This window comes from Aeromonas sp. s9, assembly GCF_040907765.1.
Taxonomy (GTDB): domain Bacteria; phylum Pseudomonadota; class Gammaproteobacteria; order Enterobacterales; family Aeromonadaceae; genus Aeromonas; species Aeromonas caviae.
On sequence record NZ_JBFOCK010000031.1, the window covers coordinates 107580 to 128220 of the forward strand.

The following is a 20641-nucleotide window of genomic DNA, read 5'->3' on the forward strand; positions in this document are numbered from 1 at the left end:
CCGGGGAGAATAACTAAAAAAACGATGGGGAACATAAGGATATGAGTAAAGTCAGCACATCGCACGACCACGGTCGCCCCCTCAATCGACAGGATTACAAGACCCTGAGCCTGGCGGCGCTGGGCGGCGCCCTCGAATTCTACGACTTCATCATCTTCGTCTTCTTCGCCGTGGTCATCGGCGAGCTCTTCTTCCCGGCCGACATTCCCGAGTGGCTGCGCCAGTTCCAGACCTTCGGCATCTTCGCCGCCGGCTACCTGGCCCGCCCCCTGGGGGGCATCATCATGGCCCACTTTGGCGATCTCATCGGCCGCAAGCGGATGTTCACCCTCAGCATCATCCTGATGGCCTTGCCGACCCTGCTGATCGGCCTGCTGCCCACCTACGCCGTGCTCGGCATCGCCGCCCCCCTCCTGCTGCTGCTGCTGCGGATCCTGCAAGGGGCCGCCATCGGCGGGGAAGTCCCCGGAGCCTGGGTCTTCGTGGCCGAACACGTGCCCGCCCGCCGGGTCGGTGTCGCCTGCGGTACCCTCACCGCAGGGCTGACCGCCGGCATCCTGCTCGGCTCCCTGGTGGCCACCGCCATCAACCGTGGCATGAGCCCGGGGGATGTGAGCGACTGGGGCTGGCGTCTGGCCTTCGTGCTCGGCGGCGTGTTCGGCATCGTCGCCATGTACCTGCGCCGCTGGCTGCACGAGACTCCGGTCTTCGCAGAGATGCAGGCCAACAAGTCCCTGGCCGAGGAGCTGCCCCTCAAGACGGTGCTGCGTGAGCACAAGGGCAGCGTCGTCGTCTCCATGCTGCTGACCTGGCTGCTCTCCGCCGGCATCGTGGTGGTGATCCTGATGACCCCGACCTATCTGCAGAAGGTCCACGGCATCAGTCCGGCCGATGCCCTGACCGCCAACTCCCTGGCCATCGTCGCCCTCACCCTGGGCTGCATCGTCTATGGCCGCCTGATCGATGCCATCGGCAGCGGCCCTACCTTCATCCTGGGCTCCCTGCTGCTGGCCGGCGCCACTTATACCTTCTACCACAGCCTGGCAGCCGGCACGGATCAGCTGGTGCCCCTCTACATGCTGGCGGGCTTTGCAGTGGGGATCGTCGGCGCCGTTCCCTACGTCATGGTCAATGCCTTCCCGCCGGTGGTGCGCTTCTCCGGGCTGTCGTTCTCCTACAACGTGGCCTACGCCATCTTCGGCGGCCTCACCCCCATGCTGGTCACCCTCTGGATGAAGGAGGACGTGCTGGCCCCCTCCCACTATGTGGTCAGCCTGGCCGCCCTCGGTTTCGTGCTCGGCATCTGGCTCTGGCTGCGCCAGCGCGGCCAACGCCAGGCCACCCCGCAGGCCGCCTGATCCTTCCCAAGCAAGCCCCGCACTGTCGGGGCTTGTTCTTTGCGGATATCATCGACCGGGTGGCGGTCCGCTGCGGACCTGCCAGCTCACCCCAATCCGTCCACCTGCCCGAGGTCCACTATGTTCTTCCAGGTCATCTTTCTCGCCTTGCTGGCCCTGCTGCCCATGGTCAACCCGCCCACCACGGCCACCCTGCTGCTGGGACTGAGCAAGGGCATGTCCCGCGAGCACATTCGCCGCCAGATCAACATGGCCGCCCTCTATCTGTTCGCCACCCTGTGCGTCAGCTTCTTCATCGGATCCTCCATCCTGGATCTGTTCGGGATCTCCATTCCCGGCCTGCGCCTGGCCGGTGGCCTCATCATCGCCTTCATCGGCTTTCGCATGCTGTTCCCCTCGCCAAACCAGTCTGCCGGGGTCGAGGCCAACCAGAATATCGCCTTCGTGCCCCTGACCATGCCCAGCATGTGCGGACCCGGCACCATGGCGCTGGTGATCAGCGGCGCGGCCCAGATCGCCGAGCTGCCGGCCGAGGCCGATCGCGTCGTCATCTATGCCGCCATGGTCACCGCCTTCGCCCTGATGAGCCTGATCAGCTGGGGTGTGCTCAAGCTGGCAGATCCCGTGTGCAAGATCCTGGGTGCCACCGGCATCGACGCCATGACACGCATCATGGGTTTCCTGCTGGTGTGCATGGGTATGCAGTTCTGTATCAACGGCGTCAAGGAGGTGGCGCAGGATCCCGTCTTCCATGGTCAGGTGATGGAACAACCCGCTGCCGCCTTGCCGTCCCATGCCGGATCCACCGCCTTCGATCATCTCGCCGTGCCGCGCCAGCCCTGATTGAAAACGGTGTCATTTTTCGTACAAATCCCTCCTAATCTTGCGCCTGATCATATTGCCTTCATCTTGATGGGGTAGTCTGGTTTTTGTACAGGCAGGGTTCAGAAGGTTGCCGCTAGCGTGGCATGTGCTGAGCCCATTACTTGAGGAGATATGCAAATGGAAAAGATGCTGACCGAGATTGGAAGCTACAGCCTGTTTCATGAGTATCTGAATGTGGTCGGTGCCGCCAGCCCCGCGCTGACCCGGATCAAGACAGGATGGGAGTTCAAGCGAAAGGATCGCCTGCTCGCCCAGATAAGGGTGGATGACCACGGCCATGCCCGCTTCTTCATCGACGCCCGCGCCATTTCGGTCAACTGACCCGACCCCTTTCCCAGCCCCGGCGCCTGCCGGGGCTTTTTATTGCTTGCGCGTTCCAATAAAAACCCCGGCGCCGGGCCGGGGTTTACAAAGGTGTGTGACCTTACTGGGTGCCGCCCACGGTGAGCTGATCCAGCTTGAGGGTGGGCTGGCCGACGCCGACCGGTACGCTCTGCCCCTCCTTGCCGCAGACCCCGACCCCGCGATCCAGCGCGAGATCACGGCCCACCATGGAAACTTGGCTCATCGCCTCGGGGCCGTTGCCGATCAGGGTCGCCCCCTTGATGGGCGCGGTGATCTTGCCATCCTCGATGAGGTAGGCCTCGGAGGCGGAGAAGACGAACTTGCCGGAGGTGATGTCCACCTGGCCGCCACCGAAGTTGGGGGCATAAATGCCCTTCTTCACCGAGGCGATGATCTCCGCTGGATCGTACTGACCCGCCAGCATGTAGGTGTTGGTCATGCGCGGCATCGGCAGGGCGGCGTAGGATTCGCGGCGGCCGTTGCCGGTGAGCGGTACCCCCATCAGGCGAGCATTCTGCTTGTCCTGCAGGTAACCCTTGAGGATGCCGTTCTCGATCAGCACGTTGTAGCCCCCCGGCGTCCCCTCGTCATCGATGGAGACGGAGCCGCGCCGACCCGGCAGGGTGCCGTCATCGACGATGGTGCAGTGTTTGGAAGCCACCTGCTCGCCGATGCGCCCGGCAAAGGCGGAGGAGCCCTTGCGGTTGAAGTCCCCTTCCAGACCGTGACCCACCGCCTCGTGCAGCAGCACGCCGGGCCAGCCGGCACCGAGCACCACCGGCATGGTGCCGGCCGGGGCATCGATGGCCTCCAGGTTGACCAGGGCCTGGCGCACCGCTTCACGCACATAGCCAAACGCCCGGCTCTCGAGCCCGTCCAGCTCGAGGAAATGGTCGTAACCGAAGCGGCCACCGCCCCCCGCGCTGCCGCGCTCACGGCGATCCCCCTTCTCGGCGATGACGGTCACCGAGAGGCGCACCAGGGGGCGCACGTCGGCGGCCAGGGTGCCATCGGTGGCGGCCACCAGGATCTCTTCATAGACCCCGCTGATGGAGGCCATCACCTGATTGATGGCGGGATCCAGGCTTCTGGCGAACTTGTCCATCTGCTCCAGCAGGGCAATTTTCTGCTGCTTGTCGAGGGTCTGCAGGGGATCCAGCGCCGGGTAGAGCAGGTTTGCTTCGGTGCGAGCCCATGCTTTTACCTTGCCGTGAGCACCGGCGGCGGCGATGCCGCGAGCGGCAGTCACCGACTGTTGCAGCGCCAGCAGGCTCAGCTCGTCCGAGTAGGCGAAACCGGTCTTCTCGCCGCTGACGGCGCGCACCCCCACCCCCTGATCGATGTTGTAGCTGCCATCCTTGACGATGCCGTCCTCCAGCATCCAGGACTCGTGCCAGCTGCGCTGGAAATAGAGGTCGCCGAACTCCACCTGATGGCTCATCAGGCTGCCGAGCAGCTGTTGCAGCCGCCCTTCGTCGAGATCGTTCGGGGCCAACAGGGAGGCACTAACCTGGCTCAATAGACTCAAATCTTTCTCTCCACTCTCATGCGAGATGTCGTAACGGTTAAATCCACGGCCGCGGGCTCACAGCAGGCGGGCGTGTTGCAGCACCGACATGGTGCGTTTCAATTCATCGATCAGGGCCCCATCCAGCGGCGCCAGCACGGTGCCCTGCCCCGACGCCCGACAGGCCAGCACCCGGCCCCAGGGGTCGATCACCATGCTGTGGCCCCAGGTCTGGCGCCCCGTCTCGTGGGTGCCCCCCTGGTTGGCGGCCACCACGTAGCACTGGTTCTCGATGGCACGGGCCCGCAACAGGGGCTCCCAGTGCGCCTCGCCGGTGACGGCGGTAAAGGCGGCAGGCACCAGCAGCACCCGGGCACCGGCCCGGGCCAACTGGCGGTACAGCTCGGGAAAGCGCAGATCATAACAGATAGAAAGGCCGAGGGGACCAAAGGGGGAGTCCACCAGCACAGGCTGATCACCCGGGCTGAAGGTCTCCGACTCCCGGTAGCGGCCGTGATTGTCCGCCACGTCCACGTCGAACAGGTGGATCTTGTGGTAGTGGCCCTTGCGCTCGCCGCTGGGATCGAACACCAGGGTGCTGGTGTGGATGTGGTCGGCATCGGCGATGGCGGTGGGCATGGCCCCGGCCACCAGCCAGATGCCGTGGGATTTGGCCCAATCAGAGAGTTGCTGCTGGATTGGGCCATTTCCCAACGGCTCTGCCCCGTCCAGATACCCCTGCCGCTCGCCAAAGAGGGCGAAGTTTTCCGGCAGCAGCACCAGCAAGGGGCGCTCCCCGGGCAGACTCGCCAGCTCGGCGGCGATCCGCTCCCGGTTATCCTGCCAGGTACGACCCGAAATCAACTGCATGGCGGCTAGCCACATGACGCGCTCCTTCTGTTGGGCGAGCCGGTGGCAGAAGGCCTCCTCGGCTCGCAGGGCAATATCCGCACTCTTCTGTTGGGCGAGCCGGTGACACAAGGCCTTCTCGGCTCGCGGGGCAATATCTGCACTATGAGGGGTTTGGCGGCCGGGGGAAAGTCCCCCAGCCCGGCGCTGGCCCTCAGCGCTGACCCGAGCCCTGGTGCTTGGGATCGAGCAGGAAGGGGGTGACCTCCTTGGCGGGCAGGCCGGGCGCCACCGCATCCACCGCATCCTTCTGGTGCTGGTTGAGCTTGATGCGGGCGCGATCCCGCCCCGCCTCCACCAGCCTGGGGGCGTCCAGCGGGCCGGAGACCCGAAAATCGATGCGGGTCACCACGTCCACCACAGGCTCCAGCAGCTTGGAGAGGGCCAGCACATAGAGCCCGGTGATGGGGGTCAGGGAGAAGGCCGCCACCACCGGCAGGGTGCCGCCCAGGTTGGGGGAGAAGCTCAGATCAAAGTCGAGCCGCCAGCGCACCAGATCCGCGATGCCCTTGCCCCGCAGGTTGCCCGCGGCGCCCTTCATGTAGAAGTCGTTGTTCTCCACCACCCCCTGATTGACCTTGGCGGAGGCGGACATGGACTCGAAATAGAAGCCCTTGTCGAACACATCGCGAAAATCGAGGCGCAGCTTGCGCATCAGGGAGTCGAGGCTCAGCAGGGAGAGCAGCCGGGCCCCCTTGTCGTTGACCTCCCGCAGGGTGCCTCCCTCCAGCTGGTAGTCGGCACTGCCCGCCAGCGTCGGCAGGCTCAGGCGGTAGGGCACGTCACGCCAGTTCAGATCCAGCGCCAGCTTGCCCGGGGCATCCCCGATGGGCGAGGTGTAGCCGAGCCGCTTGAGCAGCAGCTCGCTGTTGCGGGTCTCGAGGTTCACCCTGGCACGGGTCTGCATCTGGCTGCCACGGGCCAGCCACTCGGCGCTGCCGCGCAGGGTGCTGCCCGCCAGGCGCATCTCCAGTCCCTTGAGATCCAGCCGGTTGGCCCCGGGCAGCAGCTCCCCCTTCACCTCACCCAGGGGCAGCTCGCCGAAGCGGCAATCCACGCAACTGAAGGTGAGCCAGGGAATGGCATTCATGATGGCCCTGTCCTGGCGCTCATCGGGATCCGGGCTGAGATCGGTCCCCTTGCCGGACCAGTAGATGCGGGCAAACTTGGCATCGATGGGGCGCCCATCGGCCACCGGCACCCGCACCACCCCCATCACGTCGGGGCTGTCGATCATCACCTCGGTGGCCTGGTTCACCGGCCCCAGGGTGAAGTGCACCGCCTTGAGACTGGCACTGCCGATGTCGGCACGGGCCAGCTGGCCATCCACCCACCACTCCTGGGGCAAGAAAGAGGGGCCCACCACCGCATTGTCACTCGGCGCCGAACCGGCCGGCAGCCACTGCTTGAAACGGGCCAGCCAGCCGGCCACGTCCGCCTGCTGCTGGTTGATGGCGAGCAGCATGGGCTTGTCCTGCATCACCCGCGCCCCGGGCTGGCCGATGTTGACCCGCACCCGGCTGAGATAGGGGACGCCGTCGCCGTACACCAGGCGGCTCTGCATGTCGATGTCCGCCCCCAGCACGGCGCGGATGTCGGCGCTGCCATCCCGCCCACGGGCCGTCACCTTGAGGGGCAGCCGGGTACCCGCCGCCTTGGTCAGGGGCACAGGCAGATCCAGCCCCATGCCCTGCAGGTTGGAGTCCAGCGCCAGCTGGAAGCTGAACGCCTTGTTCTCGGGCAGGGTCAGCCCCAGAGTACCGGACCAGTTGCTGCGCCCCTGGAGCATCTCGAGGGCCGGTATGTCCCGGCGCTGGCGGCGGCTGTCCCACTGCCCCTGGAACTTGAGGTCGGCCTGATAGCCGTGGGGCAGTTGCCGCCCCTGATAATCCAGGGTCAGCGGCTGGTTCCACAGGCTGGCCTTGAGGTTGTGAATGCGCGTCTGCTCGTTGTCATACTCGAGCGTTCCTGCGACCCCGTCGAGGGGCAGATCCAGGGAGGCGATCCTCACCTTGTTGTCCTTGAAGCTGGCTTCCCCGCTGGCCTTGACCTCCCCCTCGCCATCCAGCGGTATGTCAAGCTTCACCGTGCCCTTCATGGGGCCGCGGATCTCCACCTCCCGCAGCGCCTGACCGACGGATCCCCCCAGCGGCGAGTCCTGCAAATAGTCGCTGATGGCCTTGCCCTCGCCCTCAACCTTGGCATCCACGTAGAGGTGAGCCCCCGGATAGAGGTCCGGGATCCAGGCGTGCACCGAGTCGGAGCTGGCCTTGCCGAGCTGGGTGGCGCGGCTGTTCATGTCGAGGCTGGCGTTCTGGAACAGCAGATCGATCTGCAGGTCGGTCAGCGGCTGCCAGCCCGGGAAAAACTCGTAGGTGGCCTGTTGCAGCGGCACCGCCACCTGGAAGACGCCCTTGCCGTTGTCGTAGGGGAAGTCACGGAATTCGCCGTACCAGAGCAGGTCGGCCCCCTTGGCCTTGCCCCCCTTGATGGCGCCGCTCAGGTAGCTCACCAGCCCCTCATCCATCACCGCCAGGGGGTAGTAGCGATCCGCATGGGCCGCGTTCTTGACGTCGATGCGCCCGGTCAGGGCGAGGAAGGGGTGCTCGAACAGCTCGAGGCGAAACCGGCTGGCGAGGCGCAGATCCGGGTTGTCCAGGGCAATGTCCTGACCATAGAGCACCCAGCCTTGCGGCACCCGCCACCAGTCGAGGGCCGCACTCAGGCTGTCCACCGGGATGGGTTCCTTGAAGTGGCGGGCCGGATCCACCTTGCCCTTGCCCAGAGTCAGGCGGGCACGCCCCCCGTTCGGGGTCAGCCAGAAGTCACCGTCCAGCTTTTGCAGACCGGGCACATCGTGCCAGGCCCGGGTCCCGAAGCCGCGCAGTTGCCCCTGCAAAGAGAGCCCCTGCCAGTCCCCGTCGGCTTGCAGGACCAGCTCCTGCAACTGGCCCCTTGGCCGGGTGCGCTTGAGGGTCTCGGTCAGCTCGGGATAGAGGCCGGAGACCAGCTGGCTCAGGTTGGCAATCTGGTCGAGATCGATGGCGGGCACATAGCCCTGGATGCGTGAGCCGATGCGCTCGAGCTGCAGGCGGCTGTGCAGCCAGGTGGCGCCATCGAGCTTGAAGATGACGTCGTGGCTGGCGAGCTGCCACGCCTCGCCGTCCCGGCGCAGCTGGATCTTGCCCCCCTGCAGGTCGAGGCGGTGCGGCTCCCCCTTGATCTCGTCTTTCCAGATCAGGTGGTTGTTGCCAAAGGCCAGCAGGGAGTTGCCGAGCCTGCCCTTCTCGAACTCGCTCCAGAGCTGGAAGTCGAGCTGGCCGCTCACCGGCGGCGCGCCGGCGTGGATCCGGGCCAGCATGGGGCTGATGTCCAGCTCGCTGGCCCCCAGATAGAGCTGGCCCTTGAGGCGGTCGAGCCGCACCTCGGGGGCATCCACATCGATGATGAGGTCCAGGGTGCTCTCTCCCACCCCGTTGATGAGATAGGCCTTGCCGACCCCCTGATGCCGCTTGCCGCGGTTCTGCCAGCGCAACTGGGCGATGTCGAGGGCGCGCACCTCCCCCAGTGCCGTGGTGAGGCTCAGGCGTGTGTCGTGAATGTCGAAGGTGGAGAGCTGGGTCAGCAGGAAGCGCAGCAGGGCCTCCTGCTGGTTCGCGCTCTTCCCGCTGACGGGGGTGGCGGGCTGGGTCATGTCCAGCGCGATGTTGCCGTCGCTCAGGATCAACTGGCCAAACACCGGTCTGAGTTCGTTGAGGGAGCGCCAGAAGTCGAGGTGGGCCCACACCTTGCCAAGGCGCAGGGAGAAACGCCCCGAATCGGGGGCGATGGCCAGTCCTTCCAGCCCGATGGCCGGGCCGCGGGGAGTCCACTCCAGCCCGACGTGATCCACGCTCACCTCGAGCTGACTCTCTCCGAGCAGGGTCCCTATCACGGCCGCCCGGTGCTGGTTGAGCAAAGGGCCGCCCAGTCGTACCACGCTGACCAGAACGGCCAGCAGCACGAAGAAGACTCCGAGGGCCAACCAGCCCCGACTCAGCCAGCGATAGACCAATTACATCATCACCACATCGAACTGTTCCTGCCCACAGAGCGGCTCGGAGACCACCCTGACCTGCTTGCCGATGAAGACTTCCAGCTCCGCCAGACTGTGAGACTCTTCCCCCCGCAGGTAATCGGCCACCGAGGGGGCCGCATAGACGGTGAACTGATCCGCGTCGTAGGCGCGGTTGACCCGGATGATCTCCCGCAGGATCTCGAAGCAGACCGACTCCACCGTCTTGACCCGGCCGCGCCCCTTGCACTCGGGGCACTCGGCGCAGAGCACGTGCTCAAGGCTCTCCCGGGTGCGCTTGCGGGTCATCTCCACCAGCCCGAGCTGGGAGAAACCGTTGACGTTGGTCTTGGCCCTGTCCTTGGCCAGCGCCAGCTCCAGGCTGTGCAGCACCCGGCGACGGTGATCCTCGGACTGCATGTCGATGAAGTCGATGATGATGATGCCGCCGAGGTTGCGCAGGCGCAGGTGACGGGCGATGGCGGCAGTGGCCTCGACGTTGGTGTTGAAGATGGTCTCTTCCAGATTGCGATGGCCGACGAAGGCCCCGGTGTTGATGTCCACCGTGGTCATGGCTTCGGTCTGGTCGATGATGAGGTAGCCGCCGGATTTCAGCTCCACCTTGCGCTCCAGGGCCCGCTGGATCTCGTTCTCCACGTCGTAGAGATCGAAGATCGGCGACTCGCCGGTGTAGTACTCCAGCTTGTTGGCCAGCTCGGGCACGTACTCCTCGGTGAAGCGCTTGAGCTGATCGAAGCTCTGGCGCGAGTCGACCCGGATCTTGTCGAGCTCGGCACCGACGAAGTCACGCACCACCCTGAATGCCAGGCTGGGATCCTCGTAGAGGATCTTGCAGGGGGGATACTTCTGCTTGCGCTCGAGGATCTTGCGCCACAGGCGCTTCAAGAAGGCGGCGTCCTGCTCCAGCTCCTGCTCCCCCACCCCTTCGGCGGCGGTGCGGATGATGTAGCCGCCCAGTTCGTCCACATAGCCGGCCACGGTGCGCTTGAGGCGCTCGCGCTCCGCCTCGGATTCGATGCGCTGGGAGACCCCCACGTGGGCACTGCCCGGCATGAAGACCAGATAACGGGATGGCAGGGTGATGTCGGTGGTGAGGCGGGCCCCCTTGGTACCGAGCGGGTCTTTGACCACCTGTACCATGATGTCCTGCCCCTGGCGCACCAGTTCGGCGATGTTGCCGGCCTGGAACTGCTCCTTCTCCTTGATCGCCACGCACTCGGTATGGGGGACGATGTCGGAGGCGTGCAGGAAGGCGGCCTTGTCCATGCCGATGTCGACGAAGGCGGCCTGCATGCCGGGCAGCACGCGGCTGATCTTGCCCTTGTAGATATTGCCCACGATGCCGCGCTTGGCCTGACGCTCCACATGCACTTCCTGCAGCAGACCGTTCTCGACCAGGGCGACCCGGGTTTCGGAGGGGGTGACGTTTACCAGCAGTTCTACCGACATAAGTTACCTTGCCTTTCTAGTTTTGAATTCTGGCACGACGAACAACGGGTAACTCAGCAGCGCACTGCTGACGAGAGGATTACCGGGTCTGCTCGAGGTGCTGCTTGATCAACAGGTCCGTCTCCAGCAGGGGCAGGCCGACCACGGCACTGTAGCTCCCCTCGAGGCGACTGACGAATTTGCCGGCAATGCCCTGGATAGCATAAGCGCCCGCCTTGTCGCACGGCTCGCCGGTGCGCCAGTAGGCTTCGATCTCGGCCTCGTCCAGCTTGCGAAACGCCACGTTGGTGGTGACCAGCCGCACATCGCACCGCTCCGGGGTGGCCAGGGCCACCGCCGTCATCACCTGGTGTACTCGCCCGGAGAGGGCTTCCAGCATGTCCTTGGCGTCCAGCAGGTCGGAGGGTTTCTCCAGCACCCGCTCCCCCAGCACCACTATGGTGTCGGCCCCCAGCACAGGCAGCGCCGTGGGCGCCGCTGCCACACCGGCCATGGCCTTGTCGCGGGCCAGCCGGCAGACGTAATCCTGGGGCTTCTCACCGTCGTTGCGCAGCTCCGGCACATCCAGCTTGAGGACCTCGAAACGGTAGCCCAGGCGGGTCAGAAGTTCGTGCCGGCGGGGGGAGCCCGAGGCGAGATAGAGTTGCAGTTCGTTGTGCTTGTTCATACTTCACTCAATGAGACGATGCGCAGTTACAATGCGTTGTTTTTATTCACATTCACTTGATATTGAAGCGACGCCGCACCTTGCGCAAGACCATAAAAATCCAGGGCCATATTAACATCGTCGTCAACGTCGACCAAAAGTAGGCGAAGTTGAGGCTGGCCCGGCTGAACAGATGCTCCGCCCAGAACACGGTGATCTTCCCCACCAGGGAGAGCAGACCGATGATCAGCGCCTGCTGCCAGAGGGAGAAGTTGCGGATCTTCTGGAACTGGAATGCCGCCAGGTAGGTGGTGATGGCCATGGCCATGGCCCGCACGCCGAGGGTGCTGCCGAGCAGCACGTCCAGCAGCAGGCCCGCCACCCAGGCGGTGCCGACGTTGGTCCGGTGGGGCAGCGCCAGCGCCCAGTAGATGAGCACCATGGCAAGCCAGTCCGGACGGAAGGGTTCGAATTGAAAGGGAAGCGGCAGGATGGAGAGGCACAGGGCCAGCAGGATCGAACACCAGATCCAGATCCTGCCGCTGGCGGGTTGCAGCATCAGCGCGTCGCCCCCGCCGCCGAGGTTGCCGTGGCCGCCGAGGCGCTCGCCGCAGGCTCAAGGGCATCCTTGTCGTGTACTTCCGGTTTCTTGTCGGTCCACAGCAGCAGCAGGTAGCGCAGACGGTCCAGCGCCACCAGCGGCTTGGCCTCGATCTGGGCGAAGGGCTTGCCCTCCACATAGTCGGAGCGGGTCACGGTCGCCACCGGATAACCTTCCGGGAAGCGGCCGCCCAGGCCCGAGGTGACCAGCAGATCGCCGACCTGGACGTCGGTGTTGCGGGGCAGGTTGCGCAGCTCCAGCTTGTCCAGCTCGCCGCTGCCGGAGGCGATGGCGCGCAAGTCGTTGCGCAGCACCCGCACCGGGATGCCGTGGCTAGAGTCGGTGATGAGCAGGACGCGACTGGTGGTGGAGCCCACGTGGAGCACCTGGCCGACCACCCCCTGATCGTTGATCACCGGCTGGCCGTTGTAGACGCCATCCAGCGCCCCCTTGTTGATCAGCACCTGATGGCTGAAGGGGTCGGAATCCACCGACAGCAGCTCGGCCACCATCTTGCGGGACTCCTTGTGTACCGGCGACCCCAGCAGCTCGCGCAGACGCTGGTTCTCGTGCTCCAGCTGATCCATCTTGAGCAGGCGCGAGCGCAGGGTGAACAGTTGCTGCTCCTGCTGCTTGGTCTGCTCGATGAGATCGGCGCGGGTCTGCACCTGGGTCGACATGGTGTCGAGCAGGGTGCCGGGGGCGTTGGCGATGTATTGCAGCGGGCTCACCAGGGAGCTCAGATAAACGCGGGCATGCGCAAACACACCGAAGCGGGAATCCGCGACGATGGCAGCGACGGAGATGATGACGGCGAGAAACAACCGTAACTGAAGCGAAGGGCCTCTACCGAAGATGGGTTTCATGAGTCGTCAAAAAAGAGCCGGCGCTCGGCCGGCTTTGGGTCTTATTCGTAGTGGAACAGATCGCCACCGTGCATATCGATCAGCTCCAGCGCCTTGCCACCGCCACGGGCGACACAAGTGAGGGGATCTTCAGCCACGACGACCGGGATGCCGGTCTCTTCCATCAGCAGACGGTCGATGTCCTTGAGCAGGGCACCACCACCGGTCAGCACCATGCCGCGCTCGGAGATGTCGGACGCCAGCTCGGGCGGGGATTGCTCCAGGGCCACCATGACGGCGGAGACGATGCCGGAGAGCGGCTCTTGCAGCGCTTCCAGGATCTCGTTGGAGTTCAGGGTGAAGCTGCGGGGCACACCCTCGGCCAGGTTGCGACCGCGCACTTCGATCTCGCGCACCTCTTCGCCCGGATAGGCGGAGCCGATCTCGTGCTTGATGCGCTCGGCGGTGGCTTCCCCGATCAGGCTGCCGTAGTTGCGACGGACGTAGCTGATGATGGCTTCGTCGAACTTGTCGCCACCGATACGGACGGACTGGGAGTAGACCACGCCGTTCAGGGAGATGATGGCCACTTCGGTGGTACCGCCACCGATGTCCACCACCATGGAACCGGTCGCTTCGGAGACCGGCAGGCCGGCACCGATGGCGGCAGCCATGGGTTCATCGATCAGGTAAACCTCGCGGGCGCCGGCGCCCAGAGCGGATTCCTTGATGGCGCGACGTTCCACCTGAGTGGAGCCGCAGGGTACGCACACCAGCACGCGCGGGCTGGGGCGGAAATAGTTGTTGTCGTGAACCTGTTTGATGAAGTGCTGCAGCATCTTCTCGGTCACGTAGAAATCGGCGATCACGCCGTCTTTCATCGGGCGAATGGCGGAGATGTTACCCGGGGTACGACCCAGCATCTGCTTGGCGGCATGACCGACAGCAGCGACCGATTTGGCGTTCCCGCGCTCTTGGCGAATGGCGACAACTGAGGGTTCGTTAAGGACGATCCCTTGATCTTTTACATAGATCAGGGTGTTGGCAGTTCCCAAGTCGATCGACAGATCGTTGGAAAAGACGCCTCTGAGCTTTTTGAACATGGCTACGGGAAATCCTAAGAATTTGGAGGTGCAGAAAACCGGCTAACTTTACCAATGCCCACCCCAATGGGCAAGCGCTCAAACTGTCGCCAATCAATCAGGCGCGACAAAAATGCGAGTCATCACTCACCCGCTCAGGCCGACAAACACTACGAAACAAGGAGATAAGACGCCACTGTACAGCAATGCGTCTATCTCCCCGTGTCAGCCCGGGTGTCAGGGCATCACTTCGCGGCGATAAATAATGCGATCGTTACCTCGAGTGGAGCCGAAAATGGCCTCCCCCGCCTGAGTAAGTGGATCCGACAGCCAGAGTGGCCGTGACGGCTGTTTCGACAATTCCACCTTGTAGGGGATGCCAACAACTTTATTTGGTACTGGTACTAGCGCAGAGAAATGAAACAGGATCTCACCTTTGTTTGCCGTCGCTACACTGGCTGGCGCAGCCAAACCACTGAGCGTCAGCGTACTGCGGAAAGATTGCGGCGGCGTGGTTCCTGGCACCTGACCCGTGACCTCATAGGAGCCGTTGTTGAAACTGATCTTGCGCGTCGGATCCAGGATGGTTGCCGGATCAAAACCATTATTAGCCAGAGATAGTTGTGTACAAACATCCGCTTGATTGATTTTCCACCCCCCCCCTTCGAAATATTGCACCTGCAGCGGCAACGCAAGCGGGGCGCTGGCAACTCCCTGCCGGGTACTGGCCAGTAATCGACCGAAATAGGCTTGCATCGGCACACTGTCGAGCAGCCGGGCATTGCATCCGCTACCGTTGCAATCCCCCACCACAGCATCATTGAAGTTCGGGCTGGCAATCAGGGAGTGGTCACCATCGTTGTCCCTCATATAGAGACCAAATAACAGCGACTTGTAGGGTCCGTCCGGCTGGGTGTCGGACAGGCGCACGAACTCGCTGGTGCCGGTAAACGCCGCTCGCCCGTTGAGCCATGGCAGGGGCTGTAGGCTACGCAAGCGACTCGACAGCGAGTTGCCATCCTTGTTGTTGGCTGTCGTGATATAGGCTTCCCCCTTGGCAAAGAGACCCGTATAGTTCTGGGTCTGCCCCCCCGCCATGTTACGGGCCACCACCTCCAGCTCAATGCCAAATGGCTGACTCATATAGGTAAAGTCTCGCTCTGGTGCCGTCATATCCTCACAGGCTGGCACAACATCACTGCTCATCAGATTGAAATCCCAGGGCACGAAGCGCCCTACCGGCACGCTGCTGGCGGCGGGTATGGTGTAGCCAAAGTAACCCAAGGTCGGTGGCGTCGCCGTCATCCGGAACACCCCGACTTCGTTGACCGACTGGCCGACGGAGTTGAGGTTGCTGTCCTTCTGGTTGGAGTGGTCGTAGCTGGACGTGCCGACCACCGCCCCTTCCCCTGGTTTGGGCGCCACCAGCTCGCTGCCGAGCGCAATATTGGCCAGCGCGAAGTTGGGGGTCGCCAGGTTGCCGCTGCACAGGTCCTTGTCATCATCCGCTTGCCAAGCCACCCCTTTGATATTCAGCTGGAACGCCTCACCGGTCTTCTTGAACACCGGACAACTGGCATCCCCTGCCGCACAGGTCCCCTGGGTGGGCGTGATGCAGAGCCCGGCCGGGCGGCTGACGAACAGATCCGAGCCCGTCATCACCAGTCCTGCCGTGTCGCCACTGCCATCGTGACGGGCATTGAGTCGCATCTGCCCAGCATCCGGATAGTTCACTTTCTTCAGCGTTGCCTTACCCTGGCTATCGAAATTCAAGTTGATGACAGTGCCCGCCGGCGAAGCCACATTGGCGGCATAAGTCGAGACAGAATTGCCATCTATCGTGACCTGACTGCCAAATGCATTGGCATTGGGGGTGACATAAGACCCCCAGACGCTGACCGGCTTGCTCACGCTGGCAAAACCGGGAACGCACAGCTTGGTCACATCGTCTTTCTTTACGGCGCTTATCACCACATCCTGTGGCTTGTTGGCATCGGTATCCAGCACATTGAACACGAAGCCGCTGTCGGCGAAGCTCAAGGTACAGGCGGCGGCGCTCAGGGCACCACTGCCGGCGCGGCACAGGGTGGTGCTCAGGGGTTTGGTGGACGGCGTCGAGCCGCTCACCCCCACTGTGATGGCCGTCGCCAGATTGTTGCGTAGCTGCAAGGTGGTCGTGCCGCCGCTGAAATTGACGGTGGCCGTGTTGCCGCTGTAGCTCACCTGGCTGCCGGCTATCCAGCCGTTGCTGCCATTCTTCAGGGGGGTCAGGACGGCGCTCACCGGGTCCGTGAACAGTTGGCTGCAACTGGCGTTGGCGCAGGCCCGGATGGTGAGGGTCTCGGGGTTACAGGTCAGGGCCTGACCGGAGTGATCGAACTCGAAGTGATCGATCTGGGTCCCCACCGGATTGGATTTGAGGGCGCAGATCCGGACGTTGTCGAGCTCATGGTAGTTCGTCACAGAACCGGTGGAGCCGGTGAGCGACAGCAGGAAGTTGGCGGGCACCGCCGCCTGCCCCGTCTGGTTCACCATATTGATGGGCCCCACCAGCATGGTGTAGCCCGAGCCCGTGTTCCGCTCAACCGACGCAAGTGAACTGCCGGCAGTGCGCGAGTCAATGGTGATGCGGTAACGATGGGGGCGGTTGCCATTGGTTCCGCTGTCCACTGCCGGGCTCAGGTTGCTCGCAGTTCCCGCCAGATACCGATAGCCCGAGGTCCCCGAACTGGCACCGGAGCCACGAATGGAAACGGCCTGAGGACGAGACCCGGGATTATAGGAGCCCCCCTCGTTGGCATAGTTGCCGTATTCGTCGATACCGACCCCCATCCAGCCACCGGCAAAACCGCTGATCCCGGTCTTGAAGCCATAACCCAGCGGGCCACCGAAGGCGCCGGGCTGGGGCGTGATCGTCGCATCGGAGAGCACCACCGCCATCCCGTCCGCCCCGCTCGAGCCGGAGGTCTTGTAGGCATACTGATCGAACTCGATAGTCACCAGATTGCTGGCCCCCGGGAAGAGGCGCTGGAAGGTCGCAGAGGTGGCCTGGTTGGTCGTATTCTGGGTCAGCCGCAGGCGACCGTTTTGCAAAGAGGGCAAGGTACTGCCATTGCGTTGAGCCACCACCCAGTCGCTGCTGAGGGTACTGGCGGAGAAGTCGTCGCTGAAACAGGTCAGTGGGTCTTCACACATGCCCGGCCAGTCGCCGTTGAAGGGCTCGTGGATCACCTGGCTGTTGTTGGTCATGGAGACGTTCACCGCCGACACGGCACCGGTCAGCACGGCCTGGCCACTCATGGCCAGATCCCCGGTGTTCACATAGAGAATGGCGTTGAGTTTGGTGTTGCCGCTCATGGTGACCTTGCCGAAGTGATACATCATCAGGTCGTTGGCCTTGCCCCCGGCATTGACCTCCATCTGGTCGCTCAGGGCCAGATCGCTCTTGATGTACAACCTCGCGGCACTGCCGCTGTCAAAGATCAGCTTGTCGTTCTGGCCGAGCTCCATCTTGTCTATCCAGTGGTTGCCGCCACGAAAGTAGAAATTGATGTTGGAGGTGCTCTGGTGTTTGAACGTCTTGAGGTAGCGGGCCTGCAGATATCCGTTGAGGGTGCCGTTGCCGCTCACCTCCAGGGTCTGGTGAAGCAGGAGCGTCAGATCGCTGCGACTCCCTGCGGCGGAGATCCGGCTCTCGTTTTCCATCTTGAGCCCATAGACGGCGAGGGAGCTCTGCCCCTGGAAGGTCATGGCACTGTTGCTCTTCATCCCCAGGCTTTTGATAAACCAGTCCCCTGCCCCCATGAGCACGCTCTGGCCACTGGCAGAGACCTCCATGGTGACCTTGTCCAGGTAGTGCGGCTGGAAGACGGCAGTCCCGGTATTGCCATTGCCCGAGACCTCAAGGGTGCTGTAGACGGTGACCCTGGCGTCATTGAGCTTGCCCTGACCAGTCACCGTCAGATCGTTCACATGAAGGTCTCCCGACCCGGTGACGCCACTGTTGTAACCATTCTTGATGGTCATCTTCTGGGCATAGACGGTCGCACCGTTGAGGTTGATCATCGCCCCTTCGCTGATAGACAAGGTATCGAAGCGATAGGTCTGGCCCGATTTCAGGGTCGCCACGCAGCTGTTGCCCCCCCACGAGGCGTTCTTGTAGTCACCGGCAGCAGGAGAGATGGCCCCGTCGCAAGCGAGATCATTTTTCCCGCTGTAGGAGGGGAAGCCCCCCGGGTTGGCCGGAAACGCGTCGGGGTCGCTGATGAAGGTCACATCCTTGAGCACACTGGCAAGGGCGCCGCTGACGTTGCAATTGGAGACCCAGGTGCCGTTGTTCCAGAAACCACCGTTGTTGCAGTTGGCGTTGGGCTGGATGTTTTTGGTCAGGAAGGGGTAACTGGCCCCCACAGTGGTGCTGATGATCTTGCTTTCATTGTTCATGCTCAGCACGCCGGGGGAGGCGTGGCTCTGCACCGGGAAGAGGAAGGCTTCGGTACACTGGCTGGCGGCCTGCACCGAGGTGGATCCCAGCAAGATCCACAACAGGGCGCCGCGAAGAGGCTGGCTGGACTTCATGGGGTCTGGCTCCTTGGCAGGGGGCTCATGGCGTCGCTCCATCAAAGGCTTCCGCCACCAGGGTGCGGCTGACGGCAAAATCGGGGTTCGGGCCGCTGCCGGCATCGGGCTGGCCACAGCGCCCTTCGCTGCTGAATCGGTATCCGGTCTGGGTCCCTCCGGCCGCACTCACCGTCACCCTGTTGCAGGTGATGCTGGCCTGACACCCGGCAAGCCCGGGCTCGGTGAAGTCGAGCGCTATGGGGACGCACCGGCTGGCCTGCCCCTGCCACTCCCCATTGGGATAGAGCCGGTACAGTGCAACTTCGAGCCCGCTCTGGGCCGCCATCAGGGCACGCACGCCGCGCACCTCCACCGTATGCTTCTCGCTGCTGTCCACCAGGAAACGCCCCATGGCCGCCGCCAGCAGGGCCATGATGACGATGACGAAGAGGGCGATCAGGATGGCGCTGCCCCGCTGGGACCTCACCATGGTGGGAGTGTCAGGGCACATTGAGAGTCTCCAGCTTGTGGTGGAAGACGACGTGCTCGTCGCGCTGCTCGAACTCCAGTCGCAGCCCCACCTCGCTCTGGTTGAAGGCGGCGGGTTCCCGATAGAAGTAATAGGCGGCGGGACGAATATGCTCCGCCATCAACCGGGTGGTCTCGCTGCTGCTCAGGGTGTCGTCCAGGGACTTGGCCATGCGCCAGAGGCTGCCCCCTCTCACGCAATAGAGCACCTGCTGGTTCGCAAAATAGATGCGCTGCCCCGGCGAGTCCTTGACGAAACCGTTACTGAGAGTCAAGGGCAGTGCGCCCGATACGTCGCTGCCCACATCGGTGACGCGGGCGGTACAGCTTCCCTGCAGGCAACCCTGATTCAGGAGGCCCATGCTCGCGAGGGGATACACGATGGCAAGATCCTCATTTTTCTTGGGGAGCACGGATGGCGTGACTATGCTGAGCCCGGTGCTGACCACAGAGCCCAGATAGCGACTGGCGGTGGCTATGGGCCAGAACCGCAGACAGGCCCCCTGCTCCTGGGCACCGCCCCATTCGTCCTCGACCCGCACCGAACCGGGGACGGCGTCGCGCACCTCGCGATTGAGCCGCTCCAGGGCGAAACGGGCATCGCTCATCAGTTGCTCGCGGCGGCTGGCATCCCCGTAGATCTGGGTACCGATGCCGATAAACTGGCTGGAAAATGTCGCCATCACCCCGAGCAGCAGGATCACCATCACCAGTTCCACCAGGGTGAAGCCCCCCTCACGCCCGGGTCGGACGCGGTAACAGGCGAGTCTGGCACATGGGTGTTCCCACGCGGCATCACGGGAATGTGGCTTGCCCATCAGTAGTTCCCCCGATAGAGGCCGAAGACCAGCTCGCTCCCGTCCGGCAGGCGCACGGTCAGGGTGATGCGCTTGCCGATGGACTCGGCCCCCTCCCCCGCGCTGCCAAAGAGGGTGTCCGGCACCACCGCGATCTTCACCTGGTAGCGCCGATACTCCTCTTCGCTGCTCGCGGCCGAGGCCTGGGTAAAGTAGCTGGCGTCCACCCAGCGGCCTGCCGTGTCGAAATCGTCCACGTCGTTGAACGTGTAGGGGCGGGTCTCGCCACTATCGGGGCCATAGTCGGCGCTCGCCGTGCAGGGGGGATAGGTAAAGGCGGGCACACCGGCCGTTTCGCCACAGCGAAAACGGCCGCCGTTGTGATCGGAATGCTCGTCGAAAGACTTCTCCAGCATCTCGCCGAGGATGCGCTGGGCGAGCTGGGCGGCGCGTACCTGCTGCACCGGATCCACCGCCTGGGGAGCCTGATTGACAAGCAGCCCCAGGATGCCGGTGAGCGCCACGGCCAGCAGCACGATGCCGACCACGAACTCGACCAGGGTGAAGCCGCGGCGGATCTTAGGGGATCGCATGGATATAGCCTTCCGGCTCGATGCGCAGCCGGGCACTCTCCTGGCCGCTGCTGACCGCCAGTTCGCAGCCGTTGATGCAGCCAGACCACAGGGGCCTGCCGCTACGCTTGTCGAAATGGAATGTCCCCTGGGGGGAGAATTGCAGGTTGCCGGACGCCTGCACCAGGCGCCCGCGACTCTGCTCATTCCCACTCCAGCCCGAAATGGGGGCAGGCGCACAGCTCGCCCCGGTCAGATGGCCAAAACGCCCCGCCTCCAGCACCAGCTGGGTGCAGCGCGCGTCCCCTTCCTGCATGTTCATGGTCTGCACCAGCCGCAGCCGGGCCACCAGCTCGTCACGCAGGGTATGGGTTTCAAAGCCGCCTTTGCCCAGCCATTTAGGCACGGCAAAGGCGGCCAGAATCCCAAGCAACAGGATCACGATCACCAGTTCAATCAGGGTGAAACCCTTTTGCATAAAG

The 20641-nt window shown here is 63.7% G+C and carries 16 protein-coding genes; 3 read left to right on the forward strand and 13 right to left on the reverse strand.

Annotation, left to right across the window (positions count from 1 at the left end; translation table 11 throughout):
- The first annotated feature begins 41 nt into the window (after positions 1-41).
- From AB5Y54_RS06050 to AB5Y54_RS06060, 3 genes are all read left to right on the forward strand, one after another.
- The gene (locus AB5Y54_RS06050) at positions 42-1358 is read left to right on the forward strand and encodes an MFS transporter (protein WP_039040437.1); all 1317 of its coding nucleotides are present in this window, start codon (positions 42-44) and stop codon (positions 1356-1358) included.
- Positions 1359-1478: 120 nt separating this feature from the next.
- Positions 1479-2201 carry a MarC family NAAT transporter gene (locus AB5Y54_RS06055; protein ID WP_045522936.1) on the forward strand — a complete coding sequence of 241 codons (723 nt, stop codon included), beginning with the start codon at positions 1479-1481 and terminating at the stop codon, positions 2199-2201.
- 159 nt (positions 2202-2360) lie between these two features.
- Positions 2361-2564, forward strand: coding sequence for a hypothetical protein (locus tag AB5Y54_RS06060; protein WP_041212219.1), 204 nt, complete (start codon positions 2361-2363; stop codon positions 2562-2564).
- Positions 2565-2667: 103 nt separating this feature from the next.
- Here AB5Y54_RS06060 and tldD read toward each other — a convergent pair whose 3' ends face one another.
- The 13 genes from tldD to AB5Y54_RS06125 all read right to left on the reverse strand — a co-directional run bounded on the left by tldD (position 2668) and on the right by AB5Y54_RS06125 (position 20637).
- Positions 2668-4116, reverse strand: a complete 1449-nt coding sequence (tldD, locus tag AB5Y54_RS06065; RefSeq protein ID WP_161469776.1) for a metalloprotease TldD — start codon at positions 4114-4116, stop codon at positions 2668-2670.
- Between the two features lie 57 nt (positions 4117-4173).
- On the reverse strand, positions 4174-4980 hold the full coding sequence (locus AB5Y54_RS06070) for a carbon-nitrogen hydrolase family protein (RefSeq protein WP_368153370.1): 807 nt from the start codon (positions 4978-4980) through the stop codon (positions 4174-4176).
- A 178-nt stretch (positions 4981-5158) separates the two neighbouring features.
- A complete protein-coding gene (locus tag AB5Y54_RS06075) occupies positions 5159-9058 on the reverse strand; it encodes a YhdP family protein (protein WP_161646827.1) in 3900 nt (1299 codons plus the stop codon).
- On the reverse strand, positions 9059-10528 hold the full coding sequence (gene rng, locus AB5Y54_RS06080; protein WP_010672637.1) for a ribonuclease G: 1470 nt from the start codon (positions 10526-10528) through the stop codon (positions 9059-9061). It lies immediately after the preceding gene.
- Positions 10529-10607: 79 nt separating this feature from the next.
- A complete protein-coding gene (locus AB5Y54_RS06085; protein ID WP_010672636.1) occupies positions 10608-11195 on the reverse strand; it encodes a nucleoside triphosphate pyrophosphatase in 588 nt (195 codons plus the stop codon).
- A 52-nt stretch (positions 11196-11247) separates the two neighbouring features.
- Positions 11248-11733 (reverse strand): rod shape-determining protein MreD, encoded by a 486-nt coding sequence (gene mreD / locus AB5Y54_RS06090; RefSeq protein WP_010672635.1) that lies wholly within the window; start codon positions 11731-11733, stop codon positions 11248-11250.
- The gene (mreC, locus tag AB5Y54_RS06095; protein ID WP_275874492.1) at positions 11733-12641 is read right to left on the reverse strand and encodes a rod shape-determining protein MreC; all 909 of its coding nucleotides are present in this window, start codon (positions 12639-12641) and stop codon (positions 11733-11735) included. Before mreC ends, mreD begins: the two co-directional genes overlap by 1 nt.
- Positions 12642-12682: 41 nt before the next feature.
- On the reverse strand, positions 12683-13723 hold the full coding sequence (locus AB5Y54_RS06100; RefSeq protein ID WP_005308111.1) for a rod shape-determining protein: 1041 nt from the start codon (positions 13721-13723) through the stop codon (positions 12683-12685).
- A 216-nt stretch (positions 13724-13939) separates the two neighbouring features.
- Entirely contained in the window at positions 13940-18280 is a 4341-nt protein-coding gene (locus AB5Y54_RS06105) for a DUF6701 domain-containing protein (RefSeq protein ID WP_362780573.1), read from the reverse strand.
- 25 nt (positions 18281-18305) lie between these two features.
- On the reverse strand, positions 18306-18773 hold the full coding sequence (locus AB5Y54_RS06110; RefSeq protein WP_039040430.1) for an MSHA biogenesis protein MshP: 468 nt from the start codon (positions 18771-18773) through the stop codon (positions 18306-18308).
- On the reverse strand, positions 18763-19608 hold the full coding sequence (locus AB5Y54_RS06115) for a PilW family protein (RefSeq protein ID WP_368153372.1): 846 nt from the start codon (positions 19606-19608) through the stop codon (positions 18763-18765). Before AB5Y54_RS06115 ends, AB5Y54_RS06110 begins: the two co-directional genes overlap by 11 nt.
- On the reverse strand, positions 19608-20180 hold the full coding sequence (locus AB5Y54_RS06120; protein ID WP_201997441.1) for a prepilin-type N-terminal cleavage/methylation domain-containing protein: 573 nt from the start codon (positions 20178-20180) through the stop codon (positions 19608-19610). Before AB5Y54_RS06120 ends, AB5Y54_RS06115 begins: the two co-directional genes overlap by 1 nt.
- Entirely contained in the window at positions 20167-20637 is a 471-nt protein-coding gene (locus AB5Y54_RS06125; RefSeq protein ID WP_201997442.1) for a prepilin-type N-terminal cleavage/methylation domain-containing protein, read from the reverse strand. Before AB5Y54_RS06125 ends, AB5Y54_RS06120 begins: the two co-directional genes overlap by 14 nt.
- Positions 20638-20641: the final 4 nt, after the last annotated feature.

Coding starts and splice junctions, on each gene's coding strand:
- AB5Y54_RS06050 (WP_039040437.1), top strand. CDS start 42: ATGAGTAAAGTCAGCACATCGCACGACCACGGTCGCCCCCTCAATCGA.
- AB5Y54_RS06055 (WP_045522936.1), top strand. CDS start 1,479: ATGTTCTTCCAGGTCATCTTTCTCGCCTTGCTGGCCCTGCTGCCCATG.
- AB5Y54_RS06060 (WP_041212219.1), top strand. CDS start 2,361: ATGGAAAAGATGCTGACCGAGATTGGAAGCTACAGCCTGTTTCATGAG.
- AB5Y54_RS06070 (WP_368153370.1), bottom strand. CDS start 4,980: ATGTGGCTAGCCGCCATGCAGTTGATTTCGGGTCGTACCTGGCAGGAT.
- rng (WP_010672637.1), bottom strand. CDS start 10,528: ATGTCGGTAGAACTGCTGGTAAACGTCACCCCCTCCGAAACCCGGGTC.
- AB5Y54_RS06085 (WP_010672636.1), bottom strand. CDS start 11,195: ATGAACAAGCACAACGAACTGCAACTCTATCTCGCCTCGGGCTCCCCC.
- mreD (WP_010672635.1), bottom strand. CDS start 11,733: ATGCTGCAACCCGCCAGCGGCAGGATCTGGATCTGGTGTTCGATCCTG.
- mreC (WP_275874492.1), bottom strand. CDS start 12,641: ATGAAACCCATCTTCGGTAGAGGCCCTTCGCTTCAGTTACGGTTGTTT.
- AB5Y54_RS06100 (WP_005308111.1), bottom strand. CDS start 13,723: ATGTTCAAAAAGCTCAGAGGCGTCTTTTCCAACGATCTGTCGATCGAC.
- AB5Y54_RS06105 (WP_362780573.1), bottom strand. CDS start 18,280: ATGAAGTCCAGCCAGCCTCTTCGCGGCGCCCTGTTGTGGATCTTGCTG.
- AB5Y54_RS06110 (WP_039040430.1), bottom strand. CDS start 18,773: ATGTGCCCTGACACTCCCACCATGGTGAGGTCCCAGCGGGGCAGCGCC.
- AB5Y54_RS06115 (WP_368153372.1), bottom strand. CDS start 19,608: ATGGGCAAGCCACATTCCCGTGATGCCGCGTGGGAACACCCATGTGCC.
- AB5Y54_RS06120 (WP_201997441.1), bottom strand. CDS start 20,180: ATGCGATCCCCTAAGATCCGCCGCGGCTTCACCCTGGTCGAGTTCGTG.
- AB5Y54_RS06125 (WP_201997442.1), bottom strand. CDS start 20,637: ATGCAAAAGGGTTTCACCCTGATTGAACTGGTGATCGTGATCCTGTTG.